At 44.1% G+C, this 14,986-nt stretch carries 13 protein-coding genes; 8 read left to right on the top strand and 5 right to left on the bottom strand.

What is annotated here, in order from left to right; all coding sequences use genetic code 11:
- The first annotated feature begins 16 nt into the window (after positions 1-16).
- Both QZV86_RS04285 and QZV86_RS04290 read left to right on the top strand, forming a co-directional pair.
- The gene (locus QZV86_RS04285) at positions 17-2,782 is read left to right on the top strand and encodes a multicopper oxidase domain-containing protein (protein WP_295624386.1); all 2,766 of its coding nucleotides are present in this window, start codon (positions 17-19) and stop codon (positions 2,780-2,782) included.
- 678 nt (positions 2,783-3,460) lie between these two features.
- Positions 3,461-3,832: a DUF393 domain-containing protein gene (locus QZV86_RS04290; RefSeq protein ID WP_295624388.1), complete on the top strand. Its 372-nt coding sequence runs from the start codon at positions 3,461-3,463 to the stop codon at positions 3,830-3,832.
- Positions 3,833-3,909: 77 nt separating this feature from the next.
- On the opposite strand, the gene gatB is transcribed toward QZV86_RS04290, so the two are convergent.
- The 3 genes from gatB to gatC all read right to left on the bottom strand — a co-directional run bounded on the left by gatB (position 3,910) and on the right by gatC (position 7,221).
- Entirely contained in the window at positions 3,910-5,349 is a 1,440-nt protein-coding gene (gatB, locus tag QZV86_RS04295) for an Asp-tRNA(Asn)/Glu-tRNA(Gln) amidotransferase subunit GatB (protein WP_295624390.1), read from the bottom strand.
- A 46-nt stretch (positions 5,350-5,395) separates the two neighbouring features.
- Entirely contained in the window at positions 5,396-6,844 is a 1,449-nt protein-coding gene (gatA, locus tag QZV86_RS04300) for an Asp-tRNA(Asn)/Glu-tRNA(Gln) amidotransferase subunit GatA (RefSeq protein ID WP_295624391.1), read from the bottom strand.
- An 89-nt stretch (positions 6,845-6,933) separates the two neighbouring features.
- Positions 6,934-7,221, bottom strand: coding sequence for an Asp-tRNA(Asn)/Glu-tRNA(Gln) amidotransferase subunit GatC (gatC, locus tag QZV86_RS04305; protein ID WP_295624393.1), 288 nt, complete (start codon positions 7,219-7,221; stop codon positions 6,934-6,936).
- Positions 7,222-7,361: 140 nt separating this feature from the next.
- On the opposite strand from gatC, the gene QZV86_RS04310 reads away from it, so the two are divergent.
- From QZV86_RS04310 to QZV86_RS04335, 6 genes are all read left to right on the top strand, one after another.
- Positions 7,362-8,420: a rod shape-determining protein gene (locus tag QZV86_RS04310; RefSeq protein WP_295624395.1), complete on the top strand. Its 1,059-nt coding sequence runs from the start codon at positions 7,362-7,364 to the stop codon at positions 8,418-8,420.
- Positions 8,421-8,493: 73 nt separating this feature from the next.
- Complete coding sequence (gene mreC / locus QZV86_RS04315; protein WP_295624397.1) at positions 8,494-9,384, top strand: rod shape-determining protein MreC; 891 nt, start codon at positions 8,494-8,496, stop codon at positions 9,382-9,384.
- Positions 9,385-9,424: 40 nt separating this feature from the next.
- Entirely contained in the window at positions 9,425-9,916 is a 492-nt protein-coding gene (gene mreD / locus QZV86_RS04320; protein ID WP_295624399.1) for a rod shape-determining protein MreD, read from the top strand.
- The gene (gene mrdA, locus QZV86_RS04325) at positions 9,913-11,826 is read left to right on the top strand and encodes a penicillin-binding protein 2 (protein WP_295624401.1); all 1,914 of its coding nucleotides are present in this window, start codon (positions 9,913-9,915) and stop codon (positions 11,824-11,826) included. Before mreD ends, mrdA begins: the two co-directional genes overlap by 4 nt.
- A 54-nt stretch (positions 11,827-11,880) precedes the next feature.
- Complete coding sequence (gene rodA / locus QZV86_RS04330) at positions 11,881-12,981, top strand: rod shape-determining protein RodA (RefSeq protein ID WP_295624403.1); 1,101 nt, start codon at positions 11,881-11,883, stop codon at positions 12,979-12,981.
- Complete coding sequence (locus QZV86_RS04335) at positions 12,978-13,943, top strand: septal ring lytic transglycosylase RlpA family protein (protein ID WP_295624405.1); 966 nt, start codon at positions 12,978-12,980, stop codon at positions 13,941-13,943. The genes rodA and QZV86_RS04335 overlap by 4 nt, the downstream gene beginning before the upstream one ends.
- A gap of 439 nt (positions 13,944-14,382) precedes the next feature.
- Here the strand turns inward: QZV86_RS04335 and QZV86_RS04340 are convergent, their stop codons facing one another.
- Together QZV86_RS04340 and QZV86_RS04345 are read right to left on the bottom strand one after the other, a co-directional pair.
- Positions 14,383-14,643 carry a hypothetical protein gene (locus QZV86_RS04340; RefSeq protein ID WP_295624407.1) on the bottom strand — a complete coding sequence of 87 codons (261 nt, stop codon included), beginning with the start codon at positions 14,641-14,643 and terminating at the stop codon, positions 14,383-14,385.
- Between the two features lie 2 nt (positions 14,644-14,645).
- Positions 14,646-14,969, bottom strand: coding sequence for a hypothetical protein (locus tag QZV86_RS04345; RefSeq protein ID WP_295624409.1), 324 nt, complete (start codon positions 14,967-14,969; stop codon positions 14,646-14,648).
- Positions 14,970-14,986 lie beyond the last annotated feature (17 nt).

Raw genomic sequence — 14,986 nt, forward strand, 5'->3', positions numbered from 1 at the left:
ATAATAGGGATAAAAAATGAAAATTAAAAATGCATTTGGTCTTAGGAAACAGATAACTGCAATTGTTTTTTTTGTAATCACACTCTTAATTTCGCAGTTCGCTCTGGCTACAGAACATAACTTCGCGCTTACGGCCGAACCATTACCTAACGGACAGATTGCGTATGCACTGTCAGGAAACGAAGCTGTCATACCGGGGCCAACCCTGTTCGTAAAGAAAGGGGATACAGTTAATGTGTCATTAACAAATAACACGGGTATCAAAATCGGCTTCAAAGTGCCTGGTCTTACGCAATCAGGCTCAGGGAAAATTCAACCAGGAAAAACAAAAAGTTACAAGATAGAAGCTAACAAGGAAGGCAGCTTCGTATACCATGGCAATAGCAATGGCAAGGAACTGCTGGGTCTATTTGGCGCAATCATTGTGGATAAAGCACATGGGCCTGTCGACAGTTATGTGAATGCAGATGGAAGCATAATTCCTATCACATCAGCTGATATCAATAAACAATTTATTCTATTCATGGTCGGTTCAACTTTCTGGGGAACCGAAGTCTCCGGAGATGGCACACAGCACAAACCACTTTGGGCAAATCCCAATCCTGGTGCAATCGAGAATGATATCGTACGTTTCCACATCTTATCGATCGGACCCGGACACACCTTCCACTTACATGCGCATCGATGGTTGAAAACAGGCACCAGCGAAGTGATTGATACCAAGCTGTTGAAAGATGAAATCGACAGCCATTCCTTTACCGTCAAAGCAGGCACTGGTGTTGGCACCGGAAGCTGGCAATATCATTGCCACTTAATTGCACATATGGAAGCCGGTATGCACGGTAGCTTCAGAGTTGACCCAATCGGCGGTGACGGGGTCAGTGAAATCGGTGCATCACCTTATGGTCGAATTTTACTCGGACCAAAAAATGAACCAGGCTTGGTAACATTTGAAATAACTGATGAACCAGCCAGTTGGTTTAGAAGCGCGCGCGGAGATACACTTGTAGGACTGGGTCTGGGCATTAAAACTAAATCATTGGAAGTTATTGCTCCAGGTAGCAGCGTTAATTTTATCATGTCAGACACCAATGCTGTGCACACCATCAGCTCTTTGTTATGGCCAACGGGAGCGCATCATATGCCTTTCAATCAAACCGATGCTTACCGAGGAGGTGGAATTCTCAGATTAGATACGCCAGGCCTTTATGTATTTACTTGTAAGGTTCACCCCTATATGTTTGGTGCAGTGATTGTTGATGACCCTGAAACTATGCACGCGGAAGGAATACTTGGTCTTGCACTTGACTTAGGTGACAAAGCTTCAGATTTTAAAATCGATCTCGTAACTGGAATTAAAGGACTGCCCACCAATAGCGATTTGGCCATTCGGTTATTACGAACATTCTTTGTCGCTACTGCACCGGATAACTGGCAAGACTATTCATCCGGCAGTTGGAATGTCAAATTCCCTGATCTTTCAGTCGTAATCTCAGGAGCTCCATTCAGTAAGGAGCTAACCGATGGAGGCGTTGCTGCTCCTTTAAGCATCTTGGATATCAGCGGCGACCTTCTTCCAACGCCAATTCCACCAACAGAACATGGTGTCGGAGAAATATGGATTAATACCCAGTTTGAGAAAACTGCAAACAAATACAAACCAGGCACCATTACCGTGGTTGATGCAACCGATTGGACGGTTAAACGTAAAATTGGACTACCTGAGATTGATATGAATAATCCACATAATATGTGGCCCAACCGGGATCAATCAGTCATTTATCAGACCCAATGGTTTGATAACAAATTAACCATGATCAAGCGTAATAATGGTCAATTGATAAAAAACATTCAAGTGGGATATGCACCTTCTCATGTTATGACATTACCCACGAATGATGACGCAACGATTGCTATCAATGGTGAAAACAGCATTGCAGTTATTCCTGCTGGGACTAAGCATGTTACCAAAATGATGCCAACACAAGGACGCGGGCATACCTCCGCAAATCCTCATGGCCATTGGGTCAGTGCAGATGGATCCAGAATCGTAACCCCCAACATCAATACGGGTGATATCGGAATCTATGGTGCCGATGGCGATATACACGCCAGAACCGTAACAGGTCAAGGTGCTCCCGGCGCACATCCAATCGCAATCGGCATGATGCCGGATTCCAGCAAAATTTATGCAACCAATCTTCTACACCATTCATTAAGCGTACTGAATGGCAATACCGGAGAACTGATCAAAACTGTCAATCTCATTGCCGATTACGATCCGATTGACGGCAGTATTGCTGATAATGATGGGAATGGAGAATTTGCATACGGCGTATTACCCATCCAAACACCCGTTTCTCCCGATGGCAAAGCAGTTGTAATCGCCGCAACAGGCGGACAAATTGTTATCGTAGATACCGCTACCGATAGCATCGTTAAAATGCTCCCCTGCGACCCCGGTTGTCACGGTGCAAACTTTGGTGCCAAACAGGGCGGTGGATATTATGCCTACGTTACAAGCAAATTTTCCAATCGTCTGATCGTGGTAGATACTGATCCGAATGGCGATGGCAATTTGAACGATGCAACGATTGTGGGAACGATTTCTCTAACCACCGGAGAAAATACAGCTAGTGATGACGCGGTAAGTCGTCTGCCAGGATTTGGTGGTCAAGGAGTGCTTGCGATTCCCAATGTTTACAATGGTTGGGTGCAAAACCTGCCAGAAGATTGGAAAGCCGGCTTGACCGCTGCACAAAGGAATCCAATCGGAGACTAATATCCGTACGGCTACCAGTATCGAACTGGTAGCCGTATTTTTTGAGCGCTTCCATCTTGTGTTGCAAACAGGCAACGCTTCAGCTCCCACAAGCAAACAAGAAATTGTAGAAACATCGGCATACTTTCAATAAGTGACGTTCATTCATCACCTGAAGTAATCATTTCTTTTTTCGATTCACACATGAAGCAAAATACGATTAAGCTAACCTGCAAATAAATTCAAATCGGCCAATCGAGTTGCCGCAAAAATAAAACACACCAGTAAGGTCCTAATCAATTGCTTGATCGCATAAATCGGATAACTCAGACTCGATCTACAATAAAAGAAATCTTTGCAAGCCCCTAATTCATGAAATTTTTATTAATTTAATACAATGTGCTGCAAATCACAAAGTACACTTTTGTAAAAGTCTCTAGGAATACCATCCTAGATTTATGCCGCACGCAATTAAGCAATGCTATGAAAAGATACTAACGCATCGAGACACTTCAATTCTTTATCCACTGACACGGGAGCAAGCATTTTGAAGTCAATTATGCTAATGTGAAAATAGTAATCCAAAGATAAAAGTATTTCATTGTCTGGGTGTGGTAATGAAAACTCCAAAAAAGTTGATCGTTTCTTAGTCCCAAGAAAGACTGTTACCTTCCTGGCCGTTTATCGTGAAGAACCGCAATGACGAATCAACCAAAAATAAAAGTGTATTACAACTCAGCCTGTCCGGTATGCAAAGCTGGAATTGAAGCTCAGATGGATAAAGAAAGTTGTAGTGAAATCCAGTGGAACGATATTCACACGCATCGTGCGCTTGTTTCCGAAGCCAATTCAGATCTTGAGTTCGTTCGCGAACGCCTGCATGTTATTGACGAGACGGGCAATCTTCATGTCGGTTTTGATGCCTTTTTGGTCATCTGGCGTGCGTCTACGCATGAACGCTGGAAAGCGAAAGTGCTAGGAACTCCGATTGTCAGGCAGCTGTGTACTTTAAGCTACAATCTATTTGCCGCGATGCTTTATCGCTGGAACAAAGCCAAAAAGCATTGGTAGCTTATTGACCTTGATTTGAACCTGAACTCGGTGGCAAGGTTTCAACAGCCTGTTAAGTTGATAGTCTTGATTGCTTGCTATCCTTCCAGTTTCTTTTTCAAAATAGTATTCACCTGTGCTGGATTGGCTTTTCCTTGGGTTGCTTTCATGATCTGGCCGACCAGTGAATTGAAGGCTTTTTCTTTGCCATTGCGATAGTCTGCGACTTGTTGCTCATTAGCAGCCAGCACTTGATCAACCAGCTTTTCAATGGCGCTATCGTCGGAAATTTGTTTCAACCCTTTGGCGGCAATAATAGCATCGACATTTTTTTCCAATTCGCCATTCCACATGCTTTCAAATACCGCTTTGGCTGCCTTGCCGGAAATGGTGTCATCACTGATTCGTTCCAGCAGTGCAGCAAGTTGGGAAGGGGTCACTGGGCATGCGGTGATTTCAAGCCCTTCTTTGTTCAATTGCCCATTGATTTCGCCCATGATCCAGTTGGCACATAATTTTACCTGTGCAGGCAATTGCTTGATAGTTGATTCAAAATAATCTGCGGTTTCGCGCGAGCTTGTTAGTACGGAGGCATCGTAGGCAGATAGTGCGAACTCCGACATATAACGATCACGGCGCGCCTGAGGCAATTCCGGCAAGACTGATTGCACCTGGTCAATCCAGTTTGCAGAAATTTCGAGCGGCAATAAATCCGGATCGGGAAAATAACGATAATCGTTGGCATCTTCCTTGGTACGCATAGTCCGCGTTTCGTCTTTGCTGGCGTCGTACAAACGGGTTTCCTGTCGGATTATACCGCCGTCTTCCAGGATTTCAATTTGTCTTCTAGCTTCATAATCGATCGCTTTCTCGAGAAAACGGAATGAATTCAGATTCTTGATCTCGCAGCGCGTGCCAAGTTTTTCCGTGCCGTATGGACGCACCGAAACATTGGCATCGCAGCGGAAAGAGCCTTCCTGCATATTGCCATCGCAAATGCCGATCCAACGTACTAGCGCGTGCAGTGTTTTCGCATAGACTACGGCTTCCGCACTGCTGCGCATATCTGGCTCAGAAACGATTTCCAGCAAGGGTGTGCCGGCCCGATTCAGATCAATCCCACTCATACCATGGAAATCCTCGTGCAACGACTTGCCGGCGTCTTCTTCCAAATGTGCGCGAGTCAGTCGGATATTTTTCTCCTCACCATCAGCCTGAATCTGAATGTTGCCACCTTGCACCACCGGCAATTCGAATTGACTAATTTGATAGCCTTTCGGTAAATCGGGATAAAAATAATTTTTACGCGCGAAAATAGAGGGCGAATTAATCTTAGCGCCGACTGACAGACCAAATTTAATAGCCCGTTCAACCGCGCCCTTATTGAGTACTGGTAGAACACCGGGCAATGCTAAATCGATTACGCACGCTTGGGTATTCGGCGGCGAACCATAAGCAGTGGATGCGCCAGAGAATATTTTAGATTGCGTTGAAAGTTGAGCATGTACTTCAAGACCGATGACAATTTCCCATTGCATGATAAATTTCCGGCTAAATGATTGATTTCATGAATGAACAATAGCTCTAAACAGGAGACTTCAAATGCCAGTCTGTCACCAATTGATATTGATGTGCAATATTCAGCATTTGCGCTTCCTTAAAATAATTACCCATAATGTGTAAGCCGATTGGCCGGTTTTTGTCACCAAAACCAATCGGGATCGACATTGCCGGCATTCCGGTCAGGTTTGCCGCGCTGGTATAGATATCCGATAAATACATTTGGATCGGGTCGCCGCTTTTTTCTCCCAGATTAAATGCGACCGTGGGAGTGGTAGGCCCCATGATAATGTCGCACCGTTTATAGGCTTCAGTAAAATCCTGCGCGATCAGGCGGCGCAGTTTCTGCGCTTTGATGTAGTAGGCGTCGTAATAACCATGCGACAACACATAGGTTCCGATCAGAATTCGCCGTTTCACTTCTGCGCCAAAGCCCTGCGTGCGTGTTTTGCGATACATGTCAGCTAGGTCGCTGTATGCTGGAGCACGATAACCGTAACGTACCCCATCAAAACGGGATAAATTGCTCGACGCCTCGGCAGGCGCCAAAACATAATAAACTGGAATCGACAGTGGCGCATTGGGTAATGAAACCTCGATCGTTTGTGCACCTAATTTGCGATACTCAACCAATGCTTTCTCGATCGCGCTTGCGACATCCTGGCTCATGCCCTCGGCAAAATATTCCTTCGGCAAACCAATGCGCAGACCCGCTAAAGGTTTCTGCAAATCCTGCGCGCAATCCTCAGCATCGTGCTGCAGACTGGTGGAATCACGCGGATCAAACCCAATCATGACATTCAGCAGTAGCGCTAAATCTTCGGCCGATTTAGCCATTGGCCCGCCCTGATCCAAGCTGGAGGCAAAAGCGATCATGCCGTAGCGCGACACCAATCCATAGGTCGGTTTAATTCCGGAGATGCCGCATAATGCTGCGGGTTGGCGGATGGAACCGCCGGTATCTGTGCCGGTTGCTGCAGGAGCTAGTCTGGCTGCCACTGCGCACGCCGCGCCGCCTGAACTGCCACCAGGAACTGCCGCAATATCCCAGGGGTTTTTAACCATGCCGAAATAGGATGTTTCATTGCTTGACCCCATGGCAAATTCATCCATGTTGGTTTTGCCAATGTTAATCGCACCCGCCTGATTGAATCGTTCAATAACACCGGCATCATACGGTGAAACAAAATTCGACAGCATTTTTGAGCCGCACGTGGTCAACCAACCTCTAGCGCAAAAAATATCTTTCTGTGCAATCGGAATTCCGGTTAATGGCCCGGCCTGTCCTGTGGCAAGCATTTTGTCGGCTACCTTTGCTTGCGCCAAACTTATTTCTTCGTTGACCGTAATAAACGCATTGTATTCAGGATTGAATTGTTTGATGCGCTGCAAAAATTCGGTGGTAAGTTCCGTGCTGGAAATTTTTTTTTCGGCAAGCTGAATCGAGAGCTGTTTAAGACTGGCATTAAACATGGATTTACTGATTAGAGAAAAATAAAATATTACGTATTATGGCTATTCTTATAGCCTTAGAAATTCCTTGGGCACATTTCGTCACTTATCTATTCAATGACTTGTGGAACCAAATAGAGATCGGCTTCGACTTGTGGTGCGATCGATTGATATAATCCGTGTTGGTCTGCTTCAGTGACTTCATCTTCGCGTAGGCGTTGCACCACACTTTGCGCATGAGACATGGGCTCCACAGTTGAAGTATCGACAGCTTGCATGGTTTCTATCAGATCAAAAATACCGGATAATTGATTCAAAGTCTCTTTTACCTCGTTATCGTTAATCTCAATATAGGCAAGATCAGCAATTCGTTTTACATCACTAACAGATAAAGTCATTTGAAATGGTTGGCCTTATATTCAAAGAAGTATTAGGGTATCATGCCGCAGTTTACTCGCGTATTATTTTTTGATGGTTTTATTTGTTATTCCATTCGCATTCGCTCTCATCATAATTACTAATATCGGATATTGCCACTATGTTTAATTTCTTGAACAACAGTATTCTTGGAAGCTACTTCTCAACAGACATGGCGATTGATTTGGGCACAGCCAATACGCTGATATATGTTCACGGCCAAGGTATTGTGCTGGATGAACCCTCAGTAGTGGCTATTCGCGAAGAAAGCGGAGCCAACGGCAAGAAAATGATCCAACAGGTGGGTCTTGCGGCCAAACAAATGTTAGGTCGCACCCCAGGCAACATTACCGCAATCCGCCCTATGAAAGATGGCGTGATTGCCGATTTTACCGTGACCGAACAGATGCTCAAAATGTTTATCCGCAAAGTGAATCCGCCACGCCTATTTTCCGCCAATCCGCGTATTGTAATTTGTGTACCCTATGGCTCCACGCAGGTGGAACGCCGTGCTATTCGTGAAGCAGCTTATGGCGCTGGCGCACGCAAGGTTGAGTTGATCGAGGAGCCGATGGCAGCTGCATTAGGGGCAGATCTTCCAGTGGAATCCCCGACTGGCTCAATGGTGGTTGACATTGGTGGAGGCACGACAGAGGTTGGCGTTATTTCGCTAGGTGGTATCGTGTATTCCAATTCTGTACGCGTTGGAGGGGACAAATTTGATGAAGCGATTATCAACTATATTCGTCGCAATTATGGCATGTTGATCGGCGAAGTAACAGCAGAGATTATTAAGAAGGAAATCGGATCCGCCTTTCCTGGCTCAGAAGTACGAGAAATTGAAGTGAAAGGTCGCAATCTTGCGGAAGGCATACCGCGCAGCTTCACGATTTCCAGCAATGAAATTCTGGAAGCATTGACCGAACCAATCAACAGTATTGTCAGTGCAGTTAAATCGGCCTTAGAACATACTCCGCCTGAATTGGGTGCGGATATTGCTGACAAAGGTATGGTTATGACAGGAGGCGGGGCTTTGTTGCGCGATGTTGATCGATTATTAATGGAAGAAACCGGCTTATCGGTCATTATTGCCGATGATCCGCTGACCTGTGTCGTACGGGGAGCTGGGATCGCGCTGGAAAATATGGATCGATCCATTGGCATTTTTGCTCGTGACTAATTATTGCTTACTTACTGATTACTTTTCTCTTTTCTAGTACAAAATTAAGTCTTTCTCTTAAAGACGGAACGTAATGGAAACAGCCCCACAGTTTTTCAGAAATGGTCCGGGTCCGTTTGCACGACTGTTTATATTTGCAATCCTATCCTGCTTGTTGATTGCGGAAGATACGCGTTTCAAATATTTTCCTCAGTTGCGGCAAACAATTGGTGTGATCATCTTTCCTTTACAGAAAATTGCTTATATCCCTTCAGATATATATGATCAAGTTGAGAAATTGATTACCAGCTTCAACTTGCTCGAAGAAAATGTAAAATTGCGACAACTTTATCTGGACCGTCGTGAACAACTACTGAGATTAGAGGCACTGGAAGCCGAGAATACGCACTTGCGCAGATTGTTAGGTGCGGTACAGCAAATCGAAACCACTGCTAAAACGAAAGTAGTTTTAGCAGAAATTCAGTATACTCCGCGTGATCCGTTTAATCACAAAATAACCTTGAATAAAGGCAGTTATCATGATATTGAGTTGGGCCAGGCAGTAATTGATGATAAGGGTATCATCGGACAAATTACGCAGCTATACCCTTGGTCATCTGAAGTAACGCTTTTGACAGATAAAGATCATGCTGTTCCCATTCAAGTTGTTCGCAATGGTTTGCGATCAATCGTATCTGGAACGGGTAAAAATAATGAGCTGGAATTACGTTACTTATCGGTTAATACGGATATTCAACAAGGTGACTTATTAGTTACTTCCGGGATTGGCGGAGTGTATCCGCCGGGAATTCCCGTTGCAACTGTGCTCAAGATTGAGCAGGACTCTGCAGGTGATTTTGCACTTGTTACCAGCGCACCGATTGCTGGTGTAAATCGCAATCGACAGGTTTTAGTTCTGTCCTTGGCGCAGGTAGAATCCAATAATTCTCTAGAGACTCCAACCATTGAATCCGGAACGAATTAAAGAAAACAATTCAATTAAAGAGAACTACTTAGGGCAGGATATGTATGTGCCTGCTAGTAGCTTGTTTATTGCCACGAGTCTGGTCATCGCACTCATCCTCAATTTTCTACCATTGCAAGGCGATCTTTTAATTGCGCGCCCTGATTTCGTAGCATTTGCAATAGCTTATTGGAATGTCAATCATCCGCACAAATTAGGAATGAGTGTGGCATTTGGCATGGGATTAATGGTGGATGTCGGCAACGCTGGAATACTGGGGCAACATGCTTTAGCTTATTGTGTTATTTTTTATCTGACACAAATTTTTGGTCGGCGTTTGCGGCTATTCAGTTTACTAAAGCAAGCACCGCAAATCGGCTTCTTCTTGCTCATAATGCAAATAGTCTTCGCTTTAGTAGCCCTATCGAGCGGATCAACACTACCTGGCTGGAGATACTTCCACGCCACTATTGCAGGCGCCTTACTTTGGACGCCGGCTTCCTTTGCAATAGCTCTGCTATTAAAACCAAAACCAGACTCTAGTGCATTATGAAGCAACATGTGGAACTAAGAAACCATCCTATAGAACTTTACAAATTTCGTATGCGTCTTGCCATTAGCGCAGGCTTTGTTCTTGTTCTGTTCTTGCTGCTCTATGTACGCTTCTATTACTTACAGATTATTCAGCAGGAGCATTATCATACACTGGCAGAGGCAAATCGTATTTCCATTGCACCACTAGTTCCCTACCGTGGCTTGATCTCTGATCGAAATGGAAGAGTATTGGCACAAAATTATTCAGCGTACACGTTGGAGGTTGTACCCAGTAAAATTCAAGATCTTGAGACAACATTAAACGAGCTAGCAACAATTATTGAGATCACGCCCGCTGATCGCCAGAGATTCAATAAATTGCTAAAAGAAAACAAGAGATTCAAAAGCTTACCTATCAGGAATCGTTTGACAGATGTCGAGATCGCAACCTTTGCTACAAACCGTTACCGTTTCCCAGGCATTGAAATCAAGGCCCAAGTATACCGCCAATACCCGGAAAAAGAGATGGTTTCACATGTTATTGGCTACATCAGTCGAATCAATGATCAAGATCTCGAACAACTGGAAAACAGTGGCGAACTTCACAATTATCGCGGCTCCCACCACATTGGAAAAATTGGTATTGAGCAGAGTTACGAAAAGCAATTACATGGTGTCACAGGCTTTGAGGAAGTAGAGACCGATGCAGCAGGCCGCTCTATTCGGGTATTGTCACGGACGCCGCCGACGCCTGGCAATAATTTAATTCTTACATTAGATATTGGCTTGCAAGAAGTAGCAGAAATCGCATTTAGTGATCGCCGGGGTGCACTGGTTGCTTTGGATCCCAATAATGGAGAAGTGCTTGCTTTCGTTAGCAAACCAGGTTATGACAATAATCTCTTTATCGGTGGTATTGACCAGGAAAACTGGAATTTGCTTAACAATTCGATTGATCGCCCTCTCAATAACCGAGCACTACGAGGTGTTTATCCTCCAGGATCAACATTTAAGCCATTTATGGCGCTTGCCGCACTTGAGCTGGGAAAACGCACGCCCGAATATAGCATGAGTGACCCCGGATATTTCTCACTGCCCGGCGTCAGTCGACGCTATCGTGACTGGAAACCCGGTGGGCATGGCAGAGTCGATTTGCACAAGTCTCTCGTTGTTTCTTGTGATACCTATTACTACAGTCTTGCCAACGATCTCGGAATCGACAACATACACAACTTTATCAGTCAATTTGGGTTAGGAAGTAAAACGGGCATTGATATTGGAGGAGAGGCGTCGGGGCTATTGCCTTCTTCTGCTTGGAAAATGCGACAACATAAACAAAAATGGTATGCCGGGGATACTATTTCAGTTTCAATTGGGCAGGGGTATAATTTGACTACGCCGCTTCAGCTCGCTTTCGCCACGATGATCATCGCAAACAATGGCAAAGCATATTTACCTCACTTAGTTAAACAAATTCAGAATAGTCAAACCGGGGAAGTTCAAGATATCCCTGCCAAATTGCTTTATAGCTTAAATCTTAAGCCTAAAAATCTCGAAGTTGTCAAGAATGCGCTTGTAGATGTTACCCGTCCCGGCGGAACAGCTGCAAAAGCGGGCGCCAATGCAGACTACACTTTTGCTGGTAAGACTGGCACATCACAAGTTATCGCTATTAAACAGGGAGAACGTTACAACGAAAAATTGATCAATGAACGTCACCGTGATCATGCAATGTTTATTGCCTATGCACCAGCAGAGGATCCCAAGATTGCTTTGGCAATTTTAGTCGAAAATACTGGTACCGGCGGTTCAACAGCAGCTCCTATTGCAAGACAAGTATTTGATTATTTTTTATTAGGCAAATTGCCGGAAATAGATCTTGCTCATTTGATTGAACCCATTAAAAATCACGCGCATGATCATCTCTGAGCTGAAAAGACTCAAATCAGCATTCAATTAATTATCGACCTGCATACATGATGCATGATTGAAGTTAGAAAAATTTGGCACTATCTTACGCGCTATGTCGATAGCTTTCTGTTAGCCGGAATCCTCATATTAATGTCGATAGGGCTGATTGTGCTATATAGCGCCACGGGTGGAAATGTAACTAGAGTCGGTAATCAAGCAATTAATATACTGGTAGCGTTAGTAATTATGTGGTTGGTTGCAAATATTCCACTGCAACAAATATTGCGCCTGGCATTCCCGATGTACATGCTAGGATTAATTTTACTTATCAGCGTTGCATTATTTGGTGAAATAAACAACGGTGCCAGACGCTGGCTTAATATTGGGGTGACTCGAATCCAGCCCTCTGAATTGATGAAAATAGCGATACCGTTAATGATGGCTTGGTATTTCGATAAGTATGAAATTGCTTTACGTTTGAGAGATTATTTTGGTGCAACGATATTGTTATTGTTGCCTGTTCTGCTGATCTTACGGCAACCGGATTTAGGAACCGCCTTGTTAATTGCTGCCAGCGGTTTTTATGTTCTGTTCCTGGCTGGATTATCTTGGCGCATTATTGTTGGGTTAGTGACGGCTGCAGCCGCAAGTTTGCCGATACTTTGGTCGGTGATGCACGATTATCAACGACAACGCATCATGACATTATTTGATCCAACGCAAGATCCTTTGGGCGCCGGTTATCATACGATCCAATCTTCTATTGCGATCGGCTCTGGTGGAGTCGTTGGAAAAGGATGGCAAAATGGCACGCAAACGCAATTAGATTTTTTGCCAGAACAAAGCACCGATTTTATCTTTGCTGTTTTTTCAGAAGAATTTGGGTTAATTGGGAATACTGTATTATTATTACTATATCTGCTAGTAATCGGGCGTTGTATAGCAATTACAGCAAATGCTTCAACACAGTTCACACGCTTGATCTCAGGATCGATTACATTGACCTTTTGCACTTATATATTTGTTAATATAGGCATGGTGAGCGGCATTCTCCCAATTGTAGGCGTACCTCTTCCGCTAATCAGTTATGGCGGTACATCTATGGTTACGATGCTGCTTGGTTTTGGTATTTTGATGAGTGTTCAGACACATCCTAAGCTGATAAAAACATGACAAACTCTAATTCTTCATTCTTTAAAGTGTATAAATATTTATCTGTACTCTGCAGATCAATTACTGGATTGGCATTGCTATTAATTTTTGCACTATTGGCTGCGTGTAGCAGTACACCGCAATATAGCAGCAGTGTGCAAGGACAACAGAGAGCAACAGCGACCAAGCTATCAGGCATCAGCCCAAGTGAAATGAACAGACGAGGAGGCGGATACTATCTGGACGATGGCCCAGAAGATAATCCGCCACCAAACTTACATCTTGTTCCAGATGCCGTGCCTAAAGCTGAGCCATTGCGTGCAGCCAATATGCAACCCTATGTCGCACTAGGAAAACATTTTAGACCCATGACTGGTTTGGAACCTTATAGGAAACGTGGAATTGCTTCATGGTATGGGCGTCGTTATCATGGAAACAATACAGCCTCGGGAGAGGTTTATGATATGTATGCAATGACAGCGGCTCACCCCACATTACCGTTACCTAGCTATGCCCGGGTCACCAATCTGGAAAATGGCAATTCGGTGATTGTGCGTTTGAATGATCGAGGCCCATTTCTTTCTGATCGTATCATCGATCTTTCTTATACTGCCGCATATAAATTGGGAATACTAGCTGGTGGTAGCGGTCAGGTTGAAGTTGAGAGCATCATACCGAATAATGGGCAAGTTATGCTGGCGGTTTCCAAACCATCTCCCTCGTTGCCTGTTGCCGATAGTCACGCAGAAATGAACATGGTTTATTTGCAACTAGCTGCATTTGGTTCATCAGATAATGCAAGGAATTTTCTTTCTCAGATACATCAGAGACTCCCATCACTTAAAGAAACCGCTAGTATTACCAAGAACAAGGGGTTGTACAAAATACACGTCGGCCCTTATCCAGATTCAACCGTTGCCAGATTGGCAGCCAATACGCTTAGTCAACAACTCGCGATAACACCTGTTCTAGTGAATGATTGAATTGGGTAAAAAAAATCCCTATTGCAAGCAATAGGGATTAAAGGGCCTCGTCATAAAATCATGCATCGCAATCAACGGTAAAATGTAAAACATCTTCCTCAGTGCAGGTATCGATACATTTTTACATTCCGGTTTCGATATTGCGATAACTGATTTTAAGTTTAATACCAGCTGAGTATTCTTGAAGATGAAAACAGAGAGGGAATTTACCCTTATATCTAAACTATGACTGTGATTTTTGTCACACTCCAGTGAAGATCCTATTTGGCCTTCCTCAGACACAGAATTATTGACACTACCTTATATAGCCATTCTCCAGCATAGAGTGATGGCGCTACCTTACTTTATGAAAGTTTTGTATGTGCCATCACCCCTGGAGAGCCACCAAAATTAGTATTTATGGCTACTCAAGAGAGTTGGAACTGGCCATAAATTAGAATTATGCATCATTGTTTAGTGATTCTTCAGGATGAGCATTTAGATAAGTCAATAACCGAGTGTCAATTTCCCTGGTGAACTGGTCGAACCGCTTAACAGCAATGGGTGAACGTGCCGTAGTTGGCACATCAAGATGTTCAAGAATTTGTTCGATCTTGTAACGCAACGTCTCGGGTTTGTCACCATAACAATGATAAAACACATCGTCTAAAATCTCTCTTTCCTGCAAAAAAATCTTGTAGAGGGCTTCTGTTTTTACCAATCTCAGCTTAATTTCGTTGTAATGTATTTTCGAGCTTCCTGAATTGCGTGCAGCGCTTCGCTGGGAACATTAAAGTCAAGAAAGACCACGCGCACACGATCCGGATAGTCGTGTTTGAGCGCTCGAATTACTTCAAGGTTGTTGCAGATTATGAAATGATGGCGATTTTCTGCGATGGCTGCATCAATCTGCGATTTCTGAATTCCATAATGAAAGCTATATGATTGATAGATATAAAAATACTTTGATGATTCAACACGATCGACGCAACGGATTTTGATGCCGTCGAACTGACGAGGTGGGCGATCGGCTCCCTTGAAATGCAACGAGCACTGGTCACCTA

Source organism: uncultured Nitrosomonas sp. (assembly GCF_902826915.1).
GTDB lineage: Bacteria > Pseudomonadota > Gammaproteobacteria > Burkholderiales > Nitrosomonadaceae > Nitrosomonas.

Coding starts and splice junctions, on each gene's coding strand:
- QZV86_RS04285 (WP_295624386.1), top strand. CDS start 17: ATGAAAATTAAAAATGCATTTGGTCTTAGGAAACAGATAACTGCAATT.
- QZV86_RS04290 (WP_295624388.1), top strand. CDS start 3,461: ATGACGAATCAACCAAAAATAAAAGTGTATTACAACTCAGCCTGTCCG.
- gatB (WP_295624390.1), bottom strand. CDS start 5,349: ATGCAATGGGAAATTGTCATCGGTCTTGAAGTACATGCTCAACTTTCA.
- gatA (WP_295624391.1), bottom strand. CDS start 6,844: ATGTTTAATGCCAGTCTTAAACAGCTCTCGATTCAGCTTGCCGAAAAA.
- gatC (WP_295624393.1), bottom strand. CDS start 7,221: ATGACTTTATCTGTTAGTGATGTAAAACGAATTGCTGATCTTGCCTAT.
- QZV86_RS04310 (WP_295624395.1), top strand. CDS start 7,362: ATGTTTAATTTCTTGAACAACAGTATTCTTGGAAGCTACTTCTCAACA.
- mreC (WP_295624397.1), top strand. CDS start 8,494: ATGGAAACAGCCCCACAGTTTTTCAGAAATGGTCCGGGTCCGTTTGCA.
- mreD (WP_295624399.1), top strand. CDS start 9,425: ATGTATGTGCCTGCTAGTAGCTTGTTTATTGCCACGAGTCTGGTCATC.
- mrdA (WP_295624401.1), top strand. CDS start 9,913: ATGAAGCAACATGTGGAACTAAGAAACCATCCTATAGAACTTTACAAA.
- rodA (WP_295624403.1), top strand. CDS start 11,881: ATGATTGAAGTTAGAAAAATTTGGCACTATCTTACGCGCTATGTCGAT.
- QZV86_RS04335 (WP_295624405.1), top strand. CDS start 12,978: ATGACAAACTCTAATTCTTCATTCTTTAAAGTGTATAAATATTTATCT.